General features: G+C 57.5%; 14 protein-coding genes. 9 read left to right on the forward strand and 5 right to left on the reverse strand.

Annotated features, from left to right (window positions below):
* Positions 1–618: 618 nt before the first annotated feature.
* Complete coding sequence (locus KF712_16075) at positions 619–816, forward strand: hypothetical protein (GenBank protein MBX3742505.1); 198 nt, start codon at positions 619–621, stop codon at positions 814–816.
* Between the two features lie 229 nt (positions 817–1,045).
* On the opposite strand, the gene KF712_16080 is transcribed toward KF712_16075, so the two are convergent.
* Complete coding sequence (locus KF712_16080) at positions 1,046–1,198, reverse strand: hypothetical protein (GenBank protein ID MBX3742506.1); 153 nt, start codon at positions 1,196–1,198, stop codon at positions 1,046–1,048.
* A gap of 321 nt (positions 1,199–1,519) precedes the next feature.
* On the opposite strand from KF712_16080, the gene KF712_16085 reads away from it, so the two are divergent.
* The 6 genes from KF712_16085 (at position 1,520) to KF712_16110 (ending at position 10,155) form a co-directional block, all read left to right on the forward strand.
* A complete protein-coding gene (locus tag KF712_16085) occupies positions 1,520–2,641 on the forward strand; it encodes a tyrosine-type recombinase/integrase (GenBank protein ID MBX3742507.1) in 1,122 nt (373 codons plus the stop codon).
* Between the two features lie 122 nt (positions 2,642–2,763).
* Complete coding sequence (locus tag KF712_16090) at positions 2,764–3,915, forward strand: hypothetical protein (GenBank protein ID MBX3742508.1); 1,152 nt, start codon at positions 2,764–2,766, stop codon at positions 3,913–3,915.
* Positions 3,916–4,413: 498 nt separating this feature from the next.
* A complete protein-coding gene (locus KF712_16095) occupies positions 4,414–5,169 on the forward strand; it encodes a hypothetical protein (protein MBX3742509.1) in 756 nt (251 codons plus the stop codon).
* A 55-nt stretch (positions 5,170–5,224) separates the two neighbouring features.
* On the forward strand, positions 5,225–6,967 hold the full coding sequence (locus KF712_16100) for a hypothetical protein (GenBank protein MBX3742510.1): 1,743 nt from the start codon (positions 5,225–5,227) through the stop codon (positions 6,965–6,967).
* A 586-nt stretch (positions 6,968–7,553) separates the two neighbouring features.
* Complete coding sequence (locus tag KF712_16105; protein MBX3742511.1) at positions 7,554–8,573, forward strand: hypothetical protein; 1,020 nt, start codon at positions 7,554–7,556, stop codon at positions 8,571–8,573.
* Positions 8,574–8,796: 223 nt separating this feature from the next.
* Positions 8,797–10,155 (forward strand): hypothetical protein, encoded by a 1,359-nt coding sequence (locus KF712_16110; protein ID MBX3742512.1) that lies wholly within the window; start codon positions 8,797–8,799, stop codon positions 10,153–10,155.
* On the opposite strand, the gene KF712_16115 is transcribed toward KF712_16110, so the two are convergent.
* From KF712_16115 to KF712_16125, 3 genes are all read right to left on the reverse strand, one after another.
* Entirely contained in the window at positions 10,122–11,510 is a 1,389-nt protein-coding gene (locus KF712_16115) for an IS4 family transposase (GenBank protein ID MBX3742513.1), read from the reverse strand. The genes KF712_16110 and KF712_16115 overlap by 34 nt on opposite strands.
* Before the next feature lie 97 nt (positions 11,511–11,607).
* On the reverse strand, positions 11,608–12,912 hold the full coding sequence (locus tag KF712_16120; protein ID MBX3742514.1) for a hypothetical protein: 1,305 nt from the start codon (positions 12,910–12,912) through the stop codon (positions 11,608–11,610).
* A 72-nt stretch (positions 12,913–12,984) separates the two neighbouring features.
* Complete coding sequence (locus tag KF712_16125) at positions 12,985–15,597, reverse strand: beta-galactosidase trimerization domain-containing protein (protein ID MBX3742515.1); 2,613 nt, start codon at positions 15,595–15,597, stop codon at positions 12,985–12,987.
* Positions 15,598–15,712: 115 nt separating this feature from the next.
* Between KF712_16125 and KF712_16130 the strand changes: the two genes are divergently transcribed.
* Both KF712_16130 and KF712_16135 read left to right on the forward strand, forming a co-directional pair.
* Positions 15,713–16,186, forward strand: a complete 474-nt coding sequence (locus KF712_16130; GenBank protein ID MBX3742516.1) for a hypothetical protein — start codon at positions 15,713–15,715, stop codon at positions 16,184–16,186.
* A 9-nt stretch (positions 16,187–16,195) separates the two neighbouring features.
* The gene (locus KF712_16135) at positions 16,196–16,561 is read left to right on the forward strand and encodes an IS5 family transposase (GenBank protein ID MBX3742517.1); all 366 of its coding nucleotides are present in this window, start codon (positions 16,196–16,198) and stop codon (positions 16,559–16,561) included.
* Positions 16,562–17,353: 792 nt separating this feature from the next.
* Here the strand turns inward: KF712_16135 and KF712_16140 are convergent.
* Entirely contained in the window at positions 17,354–18,448 is a 1,095-nt protein-coding gene (locus tag KF712_16140) for a hypothetical protein (GenBank protein ID MBX3742518.1), read from the reverse strand.
* Positions 18,449–18,500: the final 52 nt, after the last annotated feature.

Here is an 18,500-nt window from a genome sequence, read left to right on the forward strand (position 1 = left end):
GGGAAACGGCCTCCAATGGAAAAACATGCGGTTCAGCCCGCGGATATCAGCCTGCTCGTCCGAGTCCGGACAGCGAAAAAACACGAACTGAGTATTTCGGTCCGCCCCGGTTCATAGCGATTCCGCCATCGGATTTCCCCAGGATTCCCGGAGGTGGCACTACGCACCCATCCCCAATCCGACAACATATCAGCGTTTGGATCTGTTGACGCCGACGGCGGCACCGACGACGCGATCTTCCCTTGCAGCATGTCCGTTCACCATGTAGAAATGCATTGTCCAGCCAGACTCAACGCACAATGCGGACGAGTAGGGATAGGATAAAAAATAATGGATAAGACCGCCAAACCGAGGCGCTGTCCTAGAACAGCCCTTCTGTTGGCCCGACTGCTGGAGATCCTGCGGAAACGCCAGAATCTCCAATAGGATAAAATGGAAATCGGAGACGGTGCCGCCGCGATCCATCGGGAAAACAGAAGTGGAGCGGAGGGTGAGATTGCCTGAAGTCCGGAGACGGCGATGCCCTGGTGGGCATCATCACCCGATCACCCTTGATCCCGGACCTCGGCATGATAAACCAGTCCCCCGTACTCCAGGCACCGAGCACGGGGGATCCTTATGGAGATTGTATCGAATGGCGCGTGCGACGTCCACGGTGCAGAAGGTGCCGTCGCCGAGCAGGACGTCGTTTTCATGGACATGATCGAGCAGACGCGGGGCGGAGGTGGTGTCGTGCGCGGTGTGCGGGCAGGTGACGAAGCCCTCCCGGCCGCCATGGATGAGGTTATGCACGTCGGCGATGCCCGATGGCTTTGAGACGTGCCCGTGCCAGAGGTCGCAAGGGCGGGCGTGGCGGTCCAGGGAGGTGTTGATTCTGGCGAGGATGGCGGCAAGGAAGTCGATGCGGATGCGCTTGCGGGCCTAGCGGAAGCCGCTGCTGTCTCCCGTGGGCACAAGGCAGCCCCGCGGGCCTCGACCATGCTTGGATGAGGCTCAGGGCCTTGGAGCAGGAGGCGTTGGCCTCGAGGGTCGGGGCGAGCCAGGCCTAGAAGACGGGAATGTGGCCGAAGTGGCGGTTGCGGGCTGTCGGGTCGATCTCGTGCAGCAGGAAGCCGGGAAGGAAGGGTTCGAAGAGCAGGGCGTAACTGCGGATGTGAAAGATTACGAACTGGGAGAGCAGAGGTTCACTTCGGATCATACGCGCCCGCGAAAAGTGGCCGAAAAATGGCCGAAAGCCTCCTCCCGGACACGAAAAAGGCCACCTTTTCAGGTGGCCTATCTCATTGCTTCCCAACGGATGGTGCTCGAAAGAGGACTCGAACCTCCACGGGTCTCCCCACTAGATCCTTAGTGGAATGAGGTTCATTTAAAGGATTGATGCTCAGTTCATAAAAATACACAATGTACATCATGGACCGGATGTTCTCGACTTTTAAGTGCGATAAATACACAAAATTCCGGGGTGCCGAGGACTCCAAAATTCCAAGTAAGCAACACCACGCGTGGGTGGCTTCTTCACGTGCCTGCGAGCATTTCTGACACAGGGAAGCTGCAGCGCCGTTATTTCAAAACGAGGGACGCAGCCCTCGCCGAGGCCTCGGCGTTGCGGAGTAACTACAAGGCGCATGGAGAGAACGCGACCGTCCTGCCGCCGCGTATTGCTGACCAAGCGCTGACTGCGGTAAAGTTGCTACAAGGCACGGGGGGTAGCCTCGTCGATGCCGCACGCGCATTCCGCAAAGTGTGGGAAGCCAAGAAGAGCAGCCAGCAGTTTGGGAAAGCGGTGGAGACCTATCTCTCCGTACGCGAGGATCTGCGAAAGAGCACCCTCGACAGCTACAAATACACTCTGGAGAAAGTCGCGAAACCGCTCAACGAGCGGATCCTAGCCGATCTCAAAACATCGGATTTTGAAGAACTACTCAAGAACAAGGGGCCAACAGCCGTCCGGATGCATCGTGCAAATCTCCGGGCTTTCTGGCGCTGGGCAGCAAAGGCACCACGGGAATGGTGCGATACCGGAGTTCTGGAGGCGCTGGAGGTTGGACGCACCTCCGATGACTCGGATATTCAGATTCTCAAACCCGGTGACGCAGAAGCACTGCTTCGTGCTGCCGAAGCGGAGGGTGCAGGAGCAGCTGCGGCATACGCTATCGCGATCTTTGGTGGCGTCCGCATGGCGGAACTGGAAAGGCTGACTTGGGCAAATGTCCACCGGGAGCACATTGAAATCGGCAGGGATGTCGCCAAGAAACATAGTCGGCGTCTGGTTCCGCTCTGCGCAGTCCTGAAAGCTTGGTTGAAATCCTGCCGACAGGACGCAGAACCCGATCAACTCATTGTGCCAGCCAACTGGCCGGATGTATCGAAATCCGTCCGGCGACGAGCTGGCTGGAATGTTGCGGCACGCCTGCTAAAAAACCCGCCGGAACCGACACGGGGGCCGTGGCCGGCGAACGCATGCCGCCATACCTGCGCCAGCGTTCAGGTTGCGATAGGCACTCCTCTTGAAAAACTGATCTTCGCGTTCGGACATAGCGGTGGTCACGACATGCTCAGAAAGCACTATGTATCACGTCTGACCCCGAGAGACGCGCGCAAGATCCTATCGATCAGACCAGCAACAATCAAAACCGCATGAACCCCGCAGTAACGATGGATCCGAGGATCGGCCTCCGCCGCGCCATTGGCGCATACCGCCCGGCAAATCGATGAGTAGAGCGCGCACATGCCTGCCAAAGCGCCAACTTCAACATCCTAGCCATGAGCACCATACGCCCCCTAAAGCCTTGGAGTGAAGCAGCCGCCAGGCTGATTCGCGCCGTGAGGGTCGCTTCCCTTGAGGAGCTGAGGAGCCCCATCGAAAAGGAGCTCGGCCTCAACAATGAGGAAATCCTCCCAGACCTGTCCGATCACGTCAATGACTTGAAACTACTCGCCATGCTTGGGTATCCGGGCGCAATCCGGTCGCTGGTCTCCGTCGCCAGGGGCATTTCGACCTTCCTCGCAACGCTGCCACCGCACGCCGAAGAGTGTACTGGCGATGCCAGCAACAGTGTGCCGGCGCATGACAACTCACCCAAAACGCAGAAAGATCAGTGGTCAGAGATCAATCAAGCTGCCGCCGATCTCTATGATTTGGTCATAGAACACTACGATTCCTGCAAAGCCGAATTTCACGAGGTCCAGACACGGCTGCCTGAGTCCCGCTTTTCATTCCCATTGGAGATTTTGCTTGGAAGAAGCGAACCGCTCGATCCGCCTTTAGCACTAGTGGCAGATTTTTGCGACAGATTGCTTCAGCGGCGGTTCGATTCCGAGATCAAAAGGCAAATGAAAACACAAGTTACAGGAGCTTGGGATTGGCCGGTGCTCGTCTCGGCTCAGGATTACAAGGGCAACCGAAGACTGAAGGACTGTTTCCCCAAACTGAACATCGGCGAATCGATACCCATCAACATTTTCTCAGGCACGGTAACCGGAACCCCAAAAGAACTTGCGATGAGCATTTTCATAGAGCTTGAAAGGGAACGGACCGCGCCTCGCTCGAAGTCGCATATCGAGGAGTTCAGGCGCGACGAGGAGAACAACGTCCCCGCACCACTCAAAGAGATGATCAAGCAAGCAGGCCGTAACGGAGCCGCACCCCAATACTATTCCGGGGCCGCTCGATCGATATGGGACATTCGTAACATCTGGATCAGGAAAGCCGCGCTACTTCCTGAACTATGCGCCGAAACAGTCTCACAATGGGTGGACGCTGCATATGCCAGAGCTGTTTCGGTCTGTGGTGGCGACCTGGAAAAATACGAGTGGATTGATTGCATTAGCGACAAAATTAGGAGCGTGGGTTCGGTGGATGCCGCATTGAGACGCGTAATTACTGAAGGATTTCGAGTGATCGCCAAGGACTAAACTGAACACTAAAATTCGGGCAAGAGCGGATACACATCGGTCGGGACTGTTACCAGCCGGGTTAGCCGACCGCATCACAAGGTTTTCTGCGTCAAGAAAAAAACCTGACGAAAGCGACGGGGCAAACCCTCAGGGTGTCTCCGGGACACCTCTCCGGCATGCTCCTATGTTCTTCTCATGCGCAAGCAGCAGAACATACGGAACACACAGCACTCGGACAGTCTCGAAGCCGGGGGGAAACCTATCATGGAACACGTCAATGCCGATTCTATCGGAGCAACCTATGGCGTGTCCGGGCGCTACGTATTGAAATTGGCAGCAGAGGGACGGATCCCGTGTCTGCGGATCGGGAAAAAATGTGTCCGATTTGATCCCCAAGCCGTGGCATCAGCTCTGGAGGAGTCCCGCATCACGATCACCAACCCTAACGAGAAACCATCTTAGCCACACCTCCGGTCGGAGGCGTGGCTACGCAACGAACCTCCCCGGGTCGTTAAAATGAAAACAACAACACCCTGCCTCCCCGAGGACGACAACGACGGCCATCACTTCAGTGACGGGGAAACCAGTCATCAGCTTGGCGAACAAAAAAACGACGGCACCGAGCTGACGGTGCCGTCTGTGGAAGGGAGCCGCGTCGACGAAAACCAGCCCGCAACCGCAGTGGATGATACCAGAACTCCCGAGGCCGTCACGCCCAAACAACGTGATATTTTCGATGATTTGGCCGCCTTTGGCCGCCCGATCGACGAAATCGTCCCTTCGGAGAAACTGTTGACCTCACTGTCAGTTCGTAAGCCTAAACGTGATGAGTGGGTCCGAGTTCACCCTACGATTCACGTCCGTGCCTACATCTACGAGGCACGCGATGAAAATGCGCATTACATCGTGATGCCAGCAGTGGTGGAACTGTTGCTGGACGTGGTCCGCTATGTGCAGCTGAGTCTGGCGGTGAACTACTCCGGTGGCACTTTCGTCTGGCCGGTTTCGGTGCCGACCGAGCGCAAACCTCATCGCGCTCACATCACCGCGTTCGCCGGTGCAGAGAGGGCCATGCGCGAATGGATCCGCATCTCGTGGGGCAGAGAGGAATACGAGATCTATCGCCGTTCGTCCGCCAAGACCGAACCGGTATGGCCGGACGAGATCACCAGCGCCAGCGAGATGCTCCGTTTCGCGGCGAAGGCAGGCGGGGTCGAAATCATCGACTCGCTGGACCACCCGGTCGTGCGTGCGCTCCAAGGCCGTGACTAACGAGGAATACCTGCCGACCCGCCACGATGGCGGGGTCGGCAATCCTACAACGATCATGAATACCTACTTCATTGATTTCGAGTTCCTCAGTCTCTCAGGAAGTAATCCACGCCCCTGGTGTGTCGCCTACCACTGTCTGGAAACTGAAGAAGAGGGCGTCGTCTGGCTGGACGGTCGGAATGTCCCCAGTCCCTTTCCGGTCGATTTCCGTATGATCGCCCACTATGCACTAGCGGAGTTGGGATGTTTTCTCGCGCTCGGATGGGGACTACCAAGGGAGGTCATCGACACCCTGCCGGAGGCAAGGGTCGCTCGTGGACAAGTCCCCAACGCCGGCGGTTCCTGGGGTCTGCTTGCTGTTGCACGCCAACTCGGCATTGCCACAATGAGTTCCGACCACAAGGAGGACATGCGTCAGCTAGCCATGGGGGACGAGATTCCTGAAACCAGTCGCGAGGATCTGATGCGCTACTGCCTGGACGATGTCCGCACTGGTCTTGCCATATGGCAGGCACTCGCGCCCCGGGTGAACATTGGCGAGGCCGTCGTTCGCGGACGCTACCTAAAGACCCTCGCATACGTCGAACGCCGCGGTATCCCAGCCGATGCCGACATGGTGGAGCGTCTCACCCAATCGATGCCTGAGTTACGCGAGGCCGCATGGGCTGAAGTTCGCAGAGCATATCCCGGAGTGATTGGTTCCGATGGCCATTTTTCCTCCAAGGCCTGGTTGGAGTGGTGCGCCCATGTCGGTATTTCATGGCCTCGCCTCAAAGGAGGGGCTCCGGCTCTCGATGCCGACACCTTCAAAAGGATGTCCGACCGCTACCCCGCAGTCCAGACCATGGCATACGCCCGCAAACTCCGGGGACAAGGCCGCAAGTTCGAGTTCCCTCTCGGAGATGATTGGCGATTGCGTTGCATGTTGTCACCGTTCGGGTCGGATACGGGCCGGAACCAACCATCCAACAGTCGCTTCATCTTCGGTGCGAGCGCATGGATGCGGTCAGTGATCATGGCTCAAGTCGGCACGGTGTTGGCATACATCGATTACTCCGCTCAGGAAGTTGGCCTTGCTGCCGCGCTTTCGCGCGATGGGGCTCTCATGAAGGACTACCTAAGTGGCGACCCCTACATGGCATTTGCGATCCGCGCAGGTGCTGCACCGGAGGGAGCGACGAAGAAGAGTCACCCGACAGAGCGCGCGACCTACAAGACAGCAGCGCTGGCGATACAGTATGGCATTGGCGACGAAGCACTGGCTCAGAACTTAGGTATCTCGATAGCAGCGGCACGCCGCTTGATTACAGCTCACCAGATGGCTTACCCCACCTACTGGCGTTGGCGCACCGCGATTGTAGACGAGGTCATGTGCGGCGGGACTCTCGCGACACGCCATGGTTGGACCCGGAAGGCGAAGCCCAAGGACAGCGCCAACTCCATAGCCAATTTTCCCGTGCAGGCTGCTGGTGGTGAGATTCTGCGCATCGCTGTGATTGCTTTGGAGGAGGCAGGACATCGAGTCGTCGCTCCGGTTCACGATGCTCTGCTTGTGGAGTTAAAGCTTGATCGTTGGCAGGACCAACTGTCGGAGGTGCGCCTTTTGATGGAGAAGGCTGCCTTGGTCGTCACGGGTGGGCTCAGGATCCCCACCGACGTCGAACTGGTTTCACCGTTGGAGAACTACATTGATGGTCGAGGTGCCGATTTTTGGGGGATCGCAGGCCGGGTGATCGGAAGAGCACCATCCCAGTTACCCGAAGGCGAACGCCTGAAGTTGCCCAAGTCGCAGAGCTGAGATTCAGAATCCCACATCTGAGTATTCCTATTCTCTTATCTTTATACCTATAAGCTATGGATAAGCTCCAGTCAGTAAACCTACCATCCCGTTCGGCACCGAAATCTCCATCCTGGGTTACCGAGCGGGATGCTCTTCGCCTTCTTGGCGACCGGAAGACCCGAACCATCCTCGCCATCTATCACGCTCGCCGTAGTGCCAAGAGGTCCGAGTTCTTTGTCCACCCCGACATCGCCAAGAGTTGGAGGCTCTCTCCCACCGACCTGAATTGGGCACTCCAACGTCTCGAAGGAGACCTTATCGAAACTACCAGCAGCAAGAGTGGTAAATATCGGAAGCTGCGACTTTTGCCGCACTTCGAGCAATCCGTTAGCTCGGTAGATACCCCACTCACTTCCTCCCTATACTCCGATGAAGAGCGCGTTGAGGTTGATCCTGATGATGTCATGGCGAAAGTTGCGACGATGCGATGATCCCCCCCTCAGGATTACCCCCCGCAGCGGCTCCACGCCCGGCTGCCGCCTCACCAGGGGGCTCTCACAGGGCGTGTGATCAACAGTGGCCCCCCAACTCGAATTCCACCCCCATGTCCAACTCCACATCTACTTCCACTATGGAAACGAAGAACAACACCACGTCGCCTGACACTTCAGCGCCGTCGGGGCCATCCCTCGAACTTGGAATTTCAACCAGCCTCCCTTTTGATCCGGATTTCCTCACGAAACCCGTGTCCTACGCCCGGAAGGCCGGTGTAGCTCTGGTAGCCGCCCCAGCCCTCAGCACAAACCTCGCCCCTGATCGCAAAACCAAGGAAAAGATCCTGAGGCACAAGGCGAACATCCATCTCGTCGACTTCGGCGCAATCAGGCTGTTTGCCCGCATCGACGGCTCCGGTGACCGAATGACCGTCAAAACCATCGACATCGCCGTAGAGCTGCTGCTCTACGGCGACTCCGATCACCCTCTTGCCCACGATGATGTGGCACAAGCCCTCACCCGGGTTCAGCGGGAGATCGCCCCACTCCTTGCCCATGAGAATGACCGCAACCACATCGTTCCGGGACTAGCCAAGCGCAGCGAGGCACGCGCCGCGTGGCGCCACATAATGAGCACGGTTACTTACATGCACACCCCGCTCCATGAATGTTACAACGTCGCCCACCCTGACACCGGTGCCGCAGGAGGAGCCACGCGCAAACTGAAGAAACTGGGTGAGAAGGGCGATAATATGATCATCACCTTCGAATCGGTCAAGGTGCCTGTCCACAGCGAAGACACCGGATCGATCGGGGACGTCCCCGGTATCCGGGTCGCCGTATCACTCAGAGGAACTGAAATGATTCGACGATACCGGGAAAGTGGAGGAACAGCTAGGATCGGCGAGAACTTTCGTCTAACGCGGTTCGCTCCGTCGGCCCCTGCTGCGGTTCACGAGGCCATCATGAGTGAATTGGAAGGAGTCCACGTCGCGCCATCGAACTCTTCTGAGACCGGCCATCACACCCGCCAAAGCCATCGCATTTATTTCGGTGATCACACCCATCTCTGCCGAGGTGCTAAAAAGCTCCTATCTGGAAATCGACAACACAAAGAGAAAGAAGCGTAACCAGATCAACAAAGAGATTCCGGAAGAACTGGAGCGCATCAATCCCGTCTCACTGTCGTCCCGGTTAACCCCGGAATTCCAAGCATCAGCCCCGCTCCAAATGCCATCCGGTCCGTATCGGGACATCGATACCAGGATCGCTGCAATTTACGCCTGATCCCCCACTGGGCGGATCGGATTTCCTACCCGCCATCCGCGAACAATCTTTCCCACACCTCCAGTCATGAACTTTTCAAAACCACTCTCCGACACCCTCACCCAGTTCAACGCAGCCGCTCTGGCCGACGGTAACCTTCCCGCCGGAATCAACATCCTCGCTGCCATGTGCTGTACGCTCTGCGGCATTCTGCCACGCGGTGCCGGCTTCAGGGCACCCGGCGGCGACATCTTGCCTGTCGGGCTCGACTTCCTGATGCTCGATGGCCTCTCCAGTTCCCTCACCGACGCCAAGGTGTTTCGCCAGATGGCCGACATGCAATCCGCCCTTACCGCCAACGTGGCAAAGGGAAACACATACGAAGCTCATCACGGTATCGGAATGACCATGCACGGAACCCCAATCTACGCCGCTCCATCCAACGATAACGCGATGACCAATCTGGAAAGCACCTTGAACGGGTTTGGCTCGAGGTCCGGCGACAGCTCACCATTTGAAGCTCTGCTTTTTCCCACTTCCGAGGCCATGAAGAGTGATTTAAAAACAAACTCCATGGTGTTCGCCCGACTGGATTCAAATTCCCCTCCGTTTGAAAAGTATCCTTCCACGCATCTCTCTCAACCCTTTATCCGGGCGTTTCTCGACACGGGGACTGGCCAGAGACGGTTTCTCCAGCAGCTCAAATCACTCGCCCAGTGCGGTGTAGGCGGCTTGGCGCTGCATTCCCGGATTGCCTTGTCGGCTACTCCTACTGTTTTCAGAGATCTGCTTACGAACGGTGCCGCAGACTTCCTGATGAAAAGCCTCTGGATTTACGATCATCCTCGATCAGCGCCACAACAGAACCCTATCCCCAATAGCAGCTACTCTATTACGCAGGCGTTCGACGCCGCCCTTCGCAAAGCATGGTCGCAGCGACTGGACCATCGACTTCAAACGCCTCCTGCCATCATCTGCGAATGGAGGAAGAATCAGGGAGTGTGGGTGAGCTACCTAGCGAAGCAGGAGAATCGCTTCCCGGGGATCAGCGCAACGGCGTATACGTTGTTCAGCACCTTGCTTTTTGGACTGTGCAGATTGAGCAACAAGGAGACTGGATCCGCGAGTCCAGCGGGAGCATTCGATATGGCAAAGCACCTGATCGAACGGATGATTGCCCTTCGGGAACATCTGGTCCAAAGTGAGGAGCGGTCACGATTGCGGACAATTGCCATTAGGCTCCTCCCGAAGCTCGACGGTCGCCCGTACACGGCCCGAGATCTTGTCAGGAAATCCAACCGCTTGCCCATCGACGATTGCCGACGTGCGCTCCAACTGCTCTCACAGGAGCGCATTGTTGTACGCGTCGGCGAGGAACAGTGGAAACTGGCGCTTCCGGTCGAGGACGGGCTTCAGAAGATCAGGACATCAATCATTGAGGTCTGAGACGAATGGCACGGGATTAAGCCGGTTTTCTGTATGGATTGCGGTGGTGGATTTCCCCGTATTCGGAGCGGTGGCGGGTTAGGAACGGAGAGGGTTTGGGCCTCCGTTTCACCGCCCTCGGTTCTTTCCTGAAGGGGCGGATGTAGATCCTCTTCGTCGCGCAGGTTGCCACCAGGGCATCCATCGCCGCCGCCCGTTTGAGCGGACGGCCCGCGTGCTCCCGGAAGCTCTCGTGGCTGGCCGCCACCAGATCCAGCGTCCCCCTTGAAACTCATGTGCCGGGTCGGTTCCCCGGCACGGTCCGCCGCCCGCTGCATGACGCTGCGGATGAGGTTGAAGGCGATCACCCCCATCAGCAGCGTCTTCTGCGCCATCTCCGGAGTGTTCACGTCGAACCGCTCCATGCCCATCGTGGTCTTCAGGTCACGGAGCTTCAGTTCGATGTCCCAGCGCCGGGCGTAGAGGTCGGCCAGTTCCATGCCGCAATGCCTCGAGGGATCGGTCAGGGTGGTGACGACGATGAGTTCGCCTTTCTCCCCGGCCCGGTTTTCGTAGCGCACCTTGATGAGCCGCAGTTCCATCGATGCGGGCAATGCCTCCCACTCCGCAGGGGAAAGCCCGCTGCCCGGAGGTCGTTGGGGGCGCGTCCAGGTGACGATGCGCTCGTAGGCGGAGATCCGTTTCCCTTCCCTCCAGTCGAGCGACTTGGCCCGCGCCTGGTGGAGACGCATGAGGGCATGGGCCCCGCGTCCCTGGCAGCGGGCGATGAGTTCGTAGGAGCAGAACGCCCGGTCCGCCAGCAGCAGGTCTCCCGCATGCAGGTGGGCGATGAGTCCGCCGGCCGCCCTGCTGTCGTGCCGGGTATGCGGGCAGGCAACCACCTGCTCCCAGCCGCCGTGGCAGAGGTTCACCAGACCTACGATGCCCATGGTAGGAAAGCCGCAGCCCGGCTTCTGCCCGGACGGCTGGGGATAGGCCCGCTGGTTGGCTGCGGTGTCCCGCAGCTGGACCGAGCTGCCGTCCATGGCCACCAGATTGAAGCCCTGCCAGCGGTCCGCACCGGAGATGCGGGCGCCGAGGTGGTCGCGGATGCGCCGGTGGATGGCATGAAGGAAGCGGATGTCCACCCGGAGCCGCGCCTTGCAGTAGCTGGAGGTGTCCGACGACGGCACGGACAGGCCGCAGGTGCGGCACCAGCTCTGGATGAAGCCGACGGCCCGCTGGCAGGAGGCGTTGGCTTCCAGGATCTGGGCCAGCCACGCCCAGAACACAGGGATGTGGCCGAAGCTGCGCTGGCGGAGGGTGGGGTCCGCGGATTCGAGGAAGTCCCCGGGCAGGACGGGTTGTTTGGTCACGCTCTCAAACCGTACCGGATCCGGCTTTCCGTCCATTGGTTTCCAATGAAATGTGGCTTAATCCCGTGCCATTCGGGTCTGTCCCCTTATCCTATCGCTATTTCAGCCAGCGATCGAGCCAATCAAACGCTTCCTTCTGCATCGTGGGATCGAACTTGTGATGGCCGTCATGGAAGCGCGATCGATAGCGGTCCGCGGCCCCCGCTTTCGTGTAGACCTCCCGCAGGATCGAGTCGGCTTTCTTCATCTCCTCCAACGTGAAGAGCTGGTCCTGGCTGTTGTTGAGAGCCATGATCGGGACGGGCACCCGCAGGCCGAAGATTTCGGGAAACTCGAGATAATTGGGCAGGAGCGGCGCGTAGGTCATCCAGGTGTGGGTGTAGGCTTTCCGGATCAGAAAATCGTCCCAGGTCGACATGAAGCCGACGCAGACCGCGCATTGGATCCTATCATCCAAGCCCGTCAGATACACGGTCCTCAATCCGCCTCCTGAGAGCCCGCCGCATCCGATCTTGCCGGCGATCACATCGGGCCTTGCCGAAAGCACCTCCAAGGCGGCGCTATCTTCCGCCAGGGTGACGCCGGGCCATGTCGTCCCCGCGCAGAACAGCGACTTTGACATGACATTTTCATGCTCCGCCGCCCATTCGTTGTAGCTGGCGATGTTGTTGCTCTCCTCCGGATTAGCGTCGGACTTGCCGGCGACATTGAGAGGACCCCATGGAATCCCTTCCACGTCCTCGTAGTGGACACGTCTGCTCCCAAACGCGAACGTGTCATGCACCAGCACGACATATCCTTTTCGGGCGATCTCGTTGGCCCATGCCGTTCCGCCATAATATTTCTTCTGATGTTCGACCAGAAGGGGATGCACGTCCGCGGAGGTGCGGGTGATCTTTCTGGCCCCGAAGTACTTGTTCCCTCCGTGATCGTGAAGAGCGAGGATGCCGGGCAGGGGCTTGGTGGCACCTTCCGGTTTGAGCAGCACCGCGTTGATGCGTCGCCCATGAGGCAGTTGCCAACTCAATTCCTCCACGGCCAATCCATCGTAGGTGTAGGCTTTATCCACCCGCACTTGCGGGTTGGAACCCAGGTCCGGAGATGCGATCAATTCGTGGGCTTTCGATTGCGCGTCCTTTCGCCATGAGATCGGATCGGTCTGATTGGCATTCCGGAATGACAGCGAGGGAGGTGAGGGGCGGAGCGTGGACGCCCACGAACCATAGCGACCGATGATGCTTTTGCTGATTTGAGTGGCGGATTCCGATTGGGCTTGGACCTGATGAACGGGAAAAAGCGAGGCGGCGCCGAAGTAGGCAGGCAGTCCTGTTAGCATTCCTGTGGAGCGCTTCAGGAAGTGACGGCGGCTATGGCATTGGCCGGGTTCTGGATCCTCGTTCATGGCTGGGGAAAGTCCGATTATTGATCGACGGCGTTGGGCAAGCCGGTTGTCGATCGTGGATGATGGGACAAATCATCCTTCGAATGAAAGCACGATTGCTTCATTCTGCTTCCATTGGCGGCCGAACTCCGCGCCGTCGCCGAGCGCTTCGCCCGTGCGTTCATCCCGGACCTTTTGGATGGAGCGCGTGAACCGGAGCTTGATCGGAAGGGTGTCCGCCTTGAGTCCGGCGGAATTCCCGCCGCCGAGGGATGTTCCACGGATCTCCGGATTCGAACAAACGTAGAGAATCGTCCGCGACGCTTTTCCGTCATCCGCGGGTTGCTTCCAATAGGTGATTTCATAGCCATGAACCGTTTCTTCCGTCTCGGTGATGCGAACCCACGGCCTAACCCCGGCGGCCGTGACGTGCTTCATGAAAACACCGCGCTTCTTCGCCATCTCAAATCCTGCTTCGCGATGGGCGTTGTACCATTGCGGGGAGAGGTTCATCAGGATTGCCTTGCCACGGCCCGCGGGGGCGACGTGATCTACCTCCATTGCGCGCACTGCCTTATAAAATCCGCTGGCGTCCTTCACGCAGTCGTTCTTGTTGGTCAGAAAGCCTTCGTAGTCCTTCCAGGAGAAATTCGCATCCTGATCCACTTCGACCCAATACTTTGCGCCGAAGATATCCTTCGCCGATAAAGTCGATGGATGCTTCACCCCGAACATCGCGTCAAGCGCGCCACCATCCTTGCGTCCCCGGCCGTGCTGATCCCAGAGTCCGGGAAGGTAATCGGCGATGACGGTTCCCCCGCGTTCACAGAAGGCCTTGATCGCCAGTGCCTCTGAATCGGACAGACAGAGAACCCCCGGCAGGATGAGAACCTTATACTCGGCCGGCACTCCGTTCTGGATCACATCGACGTAGTTGATAAAGTTGTATTGCAGTCCCGTGTCGCGGAGCATGTTTTCCCAGGCGCGGCGGACATGGGCTCCGCTGCTCAAGCGCTCGTCGGAGTTGCGCTGCCTCCAGGTTTTGCCGTGAGGCTCCGCATCAAGAATCCAGCCGAGCTGGATAGACGCGTGGCTGTAATAAATGGCGACGCCGTCATGACGCCATTCAGCACCGGCCATCAGCGGGCCGATCTTCCTGTCGGCCTCGAGATAGGACGGAGCGACTTCGGCGTGCCAGGACTTCGGCGTCTTTCCATCGAACCACTTTTCCACCCAGCCAATGTGGCCGCGGTTGCCATGCGCCAGATAATACCATGTCTGCCAGATGGTGTCGTCGGTATCCCGATGGAAATGGGTCGTGACGGTCGGCAGGGCGTTGCGTGGATTGAACGAGCGGATGATCGCCTGCGACGATCCGTTGTTATAACTTTCGATGAACTGAATTTTCCGCATGAGCTTGGCGTAGTCGTAGCCGCCGAATGCATTCGGGGCCTGTCCTCCGACGAAGCCGCAGGGTGTCGCCGGATCCAACTCGTTGGAGAACCGCACCAACCGTCCCAACAGGTTCGCCCAATACGTGTCACTGAAACTCCATTGATCCATCAGCGGACTCGCGTCGAAATCGGCGATGCTCCAGTTCGGGAGCTGCGTCCGGATGTCATCGTAGCTCACCCACTTCTCGCGCTTGGGAGCATCGGGACCGTAGACTTCCCTCAACCACCGGGGATAGGCAGCGGGATCATCGGTGATCTGCCACATCGCGGGGCGCACGAAATGGCCCCACGAAGGCTCGTCATCCAAAGCGTAGGCCGCGCGGTGAGGGGAGTCTTTGACGGCGCCGATATGACGTTTCATGATCTCCTTGAGCTCGGCTTCCGCGCCTGCATTCAAAGGCACGTTCCGTGTTCCCGTCCCCTGCAACTGGTCCAAATGCGGCTTCACCTTGTCGCCATCCCACAGATGCAGGATGCCCTTGCCCGCCGCGTGATCCAGATAGAACCGGAGATCATGTTTGCTGATCCAATCGAGCCGTTCCTTCTTCGTGGATTCGGAAAGCAAGTGGCCTTGGTCAACCAGAGTGCCGCTGTAGCCATGGGCGCGGCTCCATTCGCCGGAGGCATCGTCATAGCCGATGTGCCATTGGTAGGTCCACGGCATGTAGGTCCAGGAAGGCCAGGCTTTGAGCGCACACTCCTTGTCCTGCTTCACGGATCGGAAATCCTCGGATGTCCGGACATACGTTTCGTAATGGTCCGCTGCTTCGGAACGATCCATCAGAGACAGAGAGCAGCATGCCACGAGCGGCCATGCTTTCAGGGCGTTTCGCTTTCTTTTCAATGCCAATGAGGCAAAGGCGATCATTCCCAGTAGTCCGGAGGATGGCTCGGGGACGGCGGTGACCAGGAAGTTGCCGGGTGATGAGGCGCGGGGAGTAGCACGGGTTTCCACCGAAATGGAATAGATATTTCCAGCCTGAGGCGAGAAAGCCACGAATGCGGAGCCCGCCGCATCGGTCGTGGCAATGCTGCCGTCCGCCTTGAAGCGCGTCGACGACAGCCACGCCGCACCCGTTGTGCCGCCGAGACTGTTGGTGCTGACATCAAGGCCGGTGCCTCCGAGGTTGGTGGCGGAGGTACCGGAGAAACTGTGCTGATAGATCACGTTGGCGGACTGCGCCACGGGCATCGCGACGATCGAGGGAATGATGTAGATCCATTTCCGAGGGAAGATTGAAAGCAGTGACAAGGGTTGTTTGTTTGGGTTGTTGGGGGTTGGGAGAGTTTTCGATGCGGCTGGCATCTTCCGTTTCTTTGTGCCACCTTTCATTGGGACTGTACATCTAGATTGCATGGATAGTTGCATGAAGAATGCGATTGCGTGCAGGATCCTTTCCTGTGCAAACCTCTTTGGCCGTCCCTCGTGGGGAATCGCAGCCATCAAACAGAGTTGGAACGTCGACAGCGACTTGGATTTGATAAAAAAATTGGGGCAAGTAGATGGTAGTTTTACACTTCCGCTTAAATTACTGGCAGCCGAATCTTACGCGAAAGTCGGAAAAAAAGAGATTCTGCTCCAGATTCTGTCAACGGAATGCACTCTTTCAAGGGTTGATGGGTTAAGTGAGATGAGTTTATACAACGAAATTCGATGCATTCATCGTTCGGGAATGACCCGGGAAGCACTCAACCAAGCAGTATACGGCAAGCGATGGCATATCGAATCCTTCATCGGCGGGATGAAGCGTCTGTGTGGATCAGCCCTGACCGCACGTCTCGACATTACCCAACGCCACGAAACCTTGCTTCGACTCCTTGCCTACACCCTCTACCGGTAGAGGCATCAAATCTCACAGAATGGTTTCAACACACCAAGGTTCCTTCTCATTCCTGGGCAGGCGGCCGACATCAGCAGCGCACCCGAACTGCTTGCAGGCATGAAAGCCAAGGCGGTCATCGCGGACAAAGGCTATGACAGCCGGGCGCTGCGTGATCTGGTGCGCGCCAAACGGATGCGTGTGGTGATCCCTTCAAAGGTCAACCGCAAGCGCGCCATCCGCTACGACAAAGAGATCTACAAGCAGCGGAATCTGGTGGAAAGATGCTTCAACAAGCTCAAACACTTCAGGCGCATCGCCACACGGTTCGACCGTCTTGATTGTCATTTCATGGGCGCACTTCACCTCGCAGCAGCCATGATCTGGTTGAAATGAATGTCGATTCAGCCTAGGCTTGATCGATCAAAGTCCAGGGCAACTACGTTTGAAAGTTCCAATGATCTAGGATTGCACCAAACAGACGTTTGGATTTTTGATCCAGATGGCCACCCCTACTTCAGGACTGACTCCAGGAAAAACCCCAATCGACCTTCGCTCCGGACTCCCGAAGGTCTCGAGATGTTCGATGTCATCGAGGATCCGCGCAGCGGCAACGCCATCCGATGTTTTCGTCGGCGTCACGATCTGCCCTTATGAACCTCCGACATGTCCGGAGTTCCGTCAAAGCGGGCATCCCGTCAAAACCTTCACCAGGATCCAGAGGTGATCCGGTAGAGGTCTAAATTGGTGGGTTATTGTGGCATTACAGGACCTCGAGCCAGCGAACCAAAGGCTAGGAAAAAAGGTCCTCGCGCGAGAGAGAGTTCCCTCCAACTTTCATCACTGCAATCACCGCACCCACTGCGTGTCACCGCAATCCTGCTCATTCCTACGAGATTTCACATTATTATCACCGCACGCCTGATTCCTATTGGGGATAACGACAAAGTCCAGCCGGGGGAGAGTCCCGAACGTCGTGCTGCGACGAGGAGCGCTGACATAGATCAGCGTCTGTCAAGAACCGGAATCCAGCTGGCAGAACACAGTACCTGATCCAGATCGCCGTCGGACAACCCTCTCAAAAGAGGAGAACTTGGAACTCCTATGTCTTGAAGTCCATCGATCCGCACAGTCACACGGAAATGTTCACGATCCACTGAGGATCAACGTGCCACCCTATGATCGGATCTACTGAACTTCTGAAGAACCCAACAATTCGACTTCCTCCACAGGTATCCCAACCTTGTCTTCCGTGAGGTAGTGATCAGCCTTCCCGGGAGCATGCATGATAGCGATCACAACAACCGGTCGGTCACTATCCTTGTTCTTCCACGAGGCCTTCCGCGGGACTTGGAAATTCTGAATGCTGCTGCCGTCAGCGAACATCCGTTTGGCTTCCATAGCAGGTAATTGTACAAGATCCTCACGTACGGGTGCGGGCCTCTTGCTTTCTGACGGATGAGATTCAGGGGACTTTGGAGTTGATATCGCATCGCACAGTTCCTCGGCCATGTCGAATTCCTGCGACAGAGTGAGAGGCTGTCTTGTACGAGATTTTCTGCCGCTCGACACCAACTTCACCAATTGATTGAGACTCGCCGACTTTACATTGGCTCCCCCTACCTTCAGCATCAAGCTGGCATTCATGTGCATTGCGTCCTCCAACTGGCACGCCGCGTCGCCATTTTCCATCAGCGCCCTGATGAAGTCATTGCCCCGCAAGCCGCTCAGATACTGCACGAGTTCGATATCCAGATAATCGTACCCCGCCCTCAAAAGCAGATCGCCAGACGACGTTCTAGCAAAATAGTCCTCATCCAGGGTTGCAAGCCGTCCGTCGGGATAAACGATATTCGCCAGGTAGAGCGTCTCATCGCAGCGGTCGAGAACATTGAAGTAGAGCGTTTCGAACGCTTCCACCACCTCCTTCCGTAAGCCCATTTTTTCTCCCACTATCTGAAGATGATTATCGGGATCTTCGGAAAGCCCGGCGATGATCATCGCTTTCAGAACCGCTGATTCCGGACCGGAGTATAAGCGAAATGCTTCATGTAGGACAGGATTGGCGAACCGACCGGGAGCCAAGAATTCATGATACGCTGAAACCACGTGATGGTCTCGGCCGGTCAGCGGCATCGGAAACTCAATCCGTGCTTCCGCGCACCTTCTCGCCATCCTCCATCCGACCTCGGGATCCATTTCCAGCACGAAGGCACTCGCGAGGCTCTTCCCTGTCAGTTGGAGGCAGTATTTCACCAGCAAGGAAACCGTGCGGGAGGTCATGTTGTCGTTCTACCCAAAATAGCCTCGCCGCTCAATCCGGACTTTAGGGCAC

This window comes from Akkermansiaceae bacterium, from assembly GCA_019634595.1.
Classification (GTDB): Bacteria; Verrucomicrobiota; Verrucomicrobiia; order Verrucomicrobiales; family Akkermansiaceae; genus Luteolibacter.

Bases quoted from the DNA above. Each gene is read 5' to 3' on its own strand.
- KF712_16095 (MBX3742509.1), top strand. From the start codon at position 4,414: ATGAAAACAACAACACCCTGCCTCCCCGAGGACGACAACGACGGCCAT.
- KF712_16075 (MBX3742505.1), top strand. From the start codon at position 619: ATGGAGATTGTATCGAATGGCGCGTGCGACGTCCACGGTGCAGAAGGT.
- KF712_16080 (MBX3742506.1), bottom strand. From the start codon at position 1,198: ATGATCCGAAGTGAACCTCTGCTCTCCCAGTTCGTAATCTTTCACATC.
- KF712_16120 (MBX3742514.1), bottom strand. From the start codon at position 12,912: ATGAACGAGGATCCAGAACCCGGCCAATGCCATAGCCGCCGTCACTTC.
- KF712_16110 (MBX3742512.1), top strand. From the start codon at position 8,797: ATGAACTTTTCAAAACCACTCTCCGACACCCTCACCCAGTTCAACGCA.
- KF712_16105 (MBX3742511.1), top strand. From the start codon at position 7,554: ATGTCCAACTCCACATCTACTTCCACTATGGAAACGAAGAACAACACC.
- KF712_16090 (MBX3742508.1), top strand. From the start codon at position 2,764: ATGAGCACCATACGCCCCCTAAAGCCTTGGAGTGAAGCAGCCGCCAGG.
- KF712_16130 (MBX3742516.1), top strand. From the start codon at position 15,713: ATGAAGAATGCGATTGCGTGCAGGATCCTTTCCTGTGCAAACCTCTTT.
- KF712_16140 (MBX3742518.1), bottom strand. From the start codon at position 18,448: ATGACCTCCCGCACGGTTTCCTTGCTGGTGAAATACTGCCTCCAACTG.
- KF712_16100 (MBX3742510.1), top strand. From the start codon at position 5,225: ATGAATACCTACTTCATTGATTTCGAGTTCCTCAGTCTCTCAGGAAGT.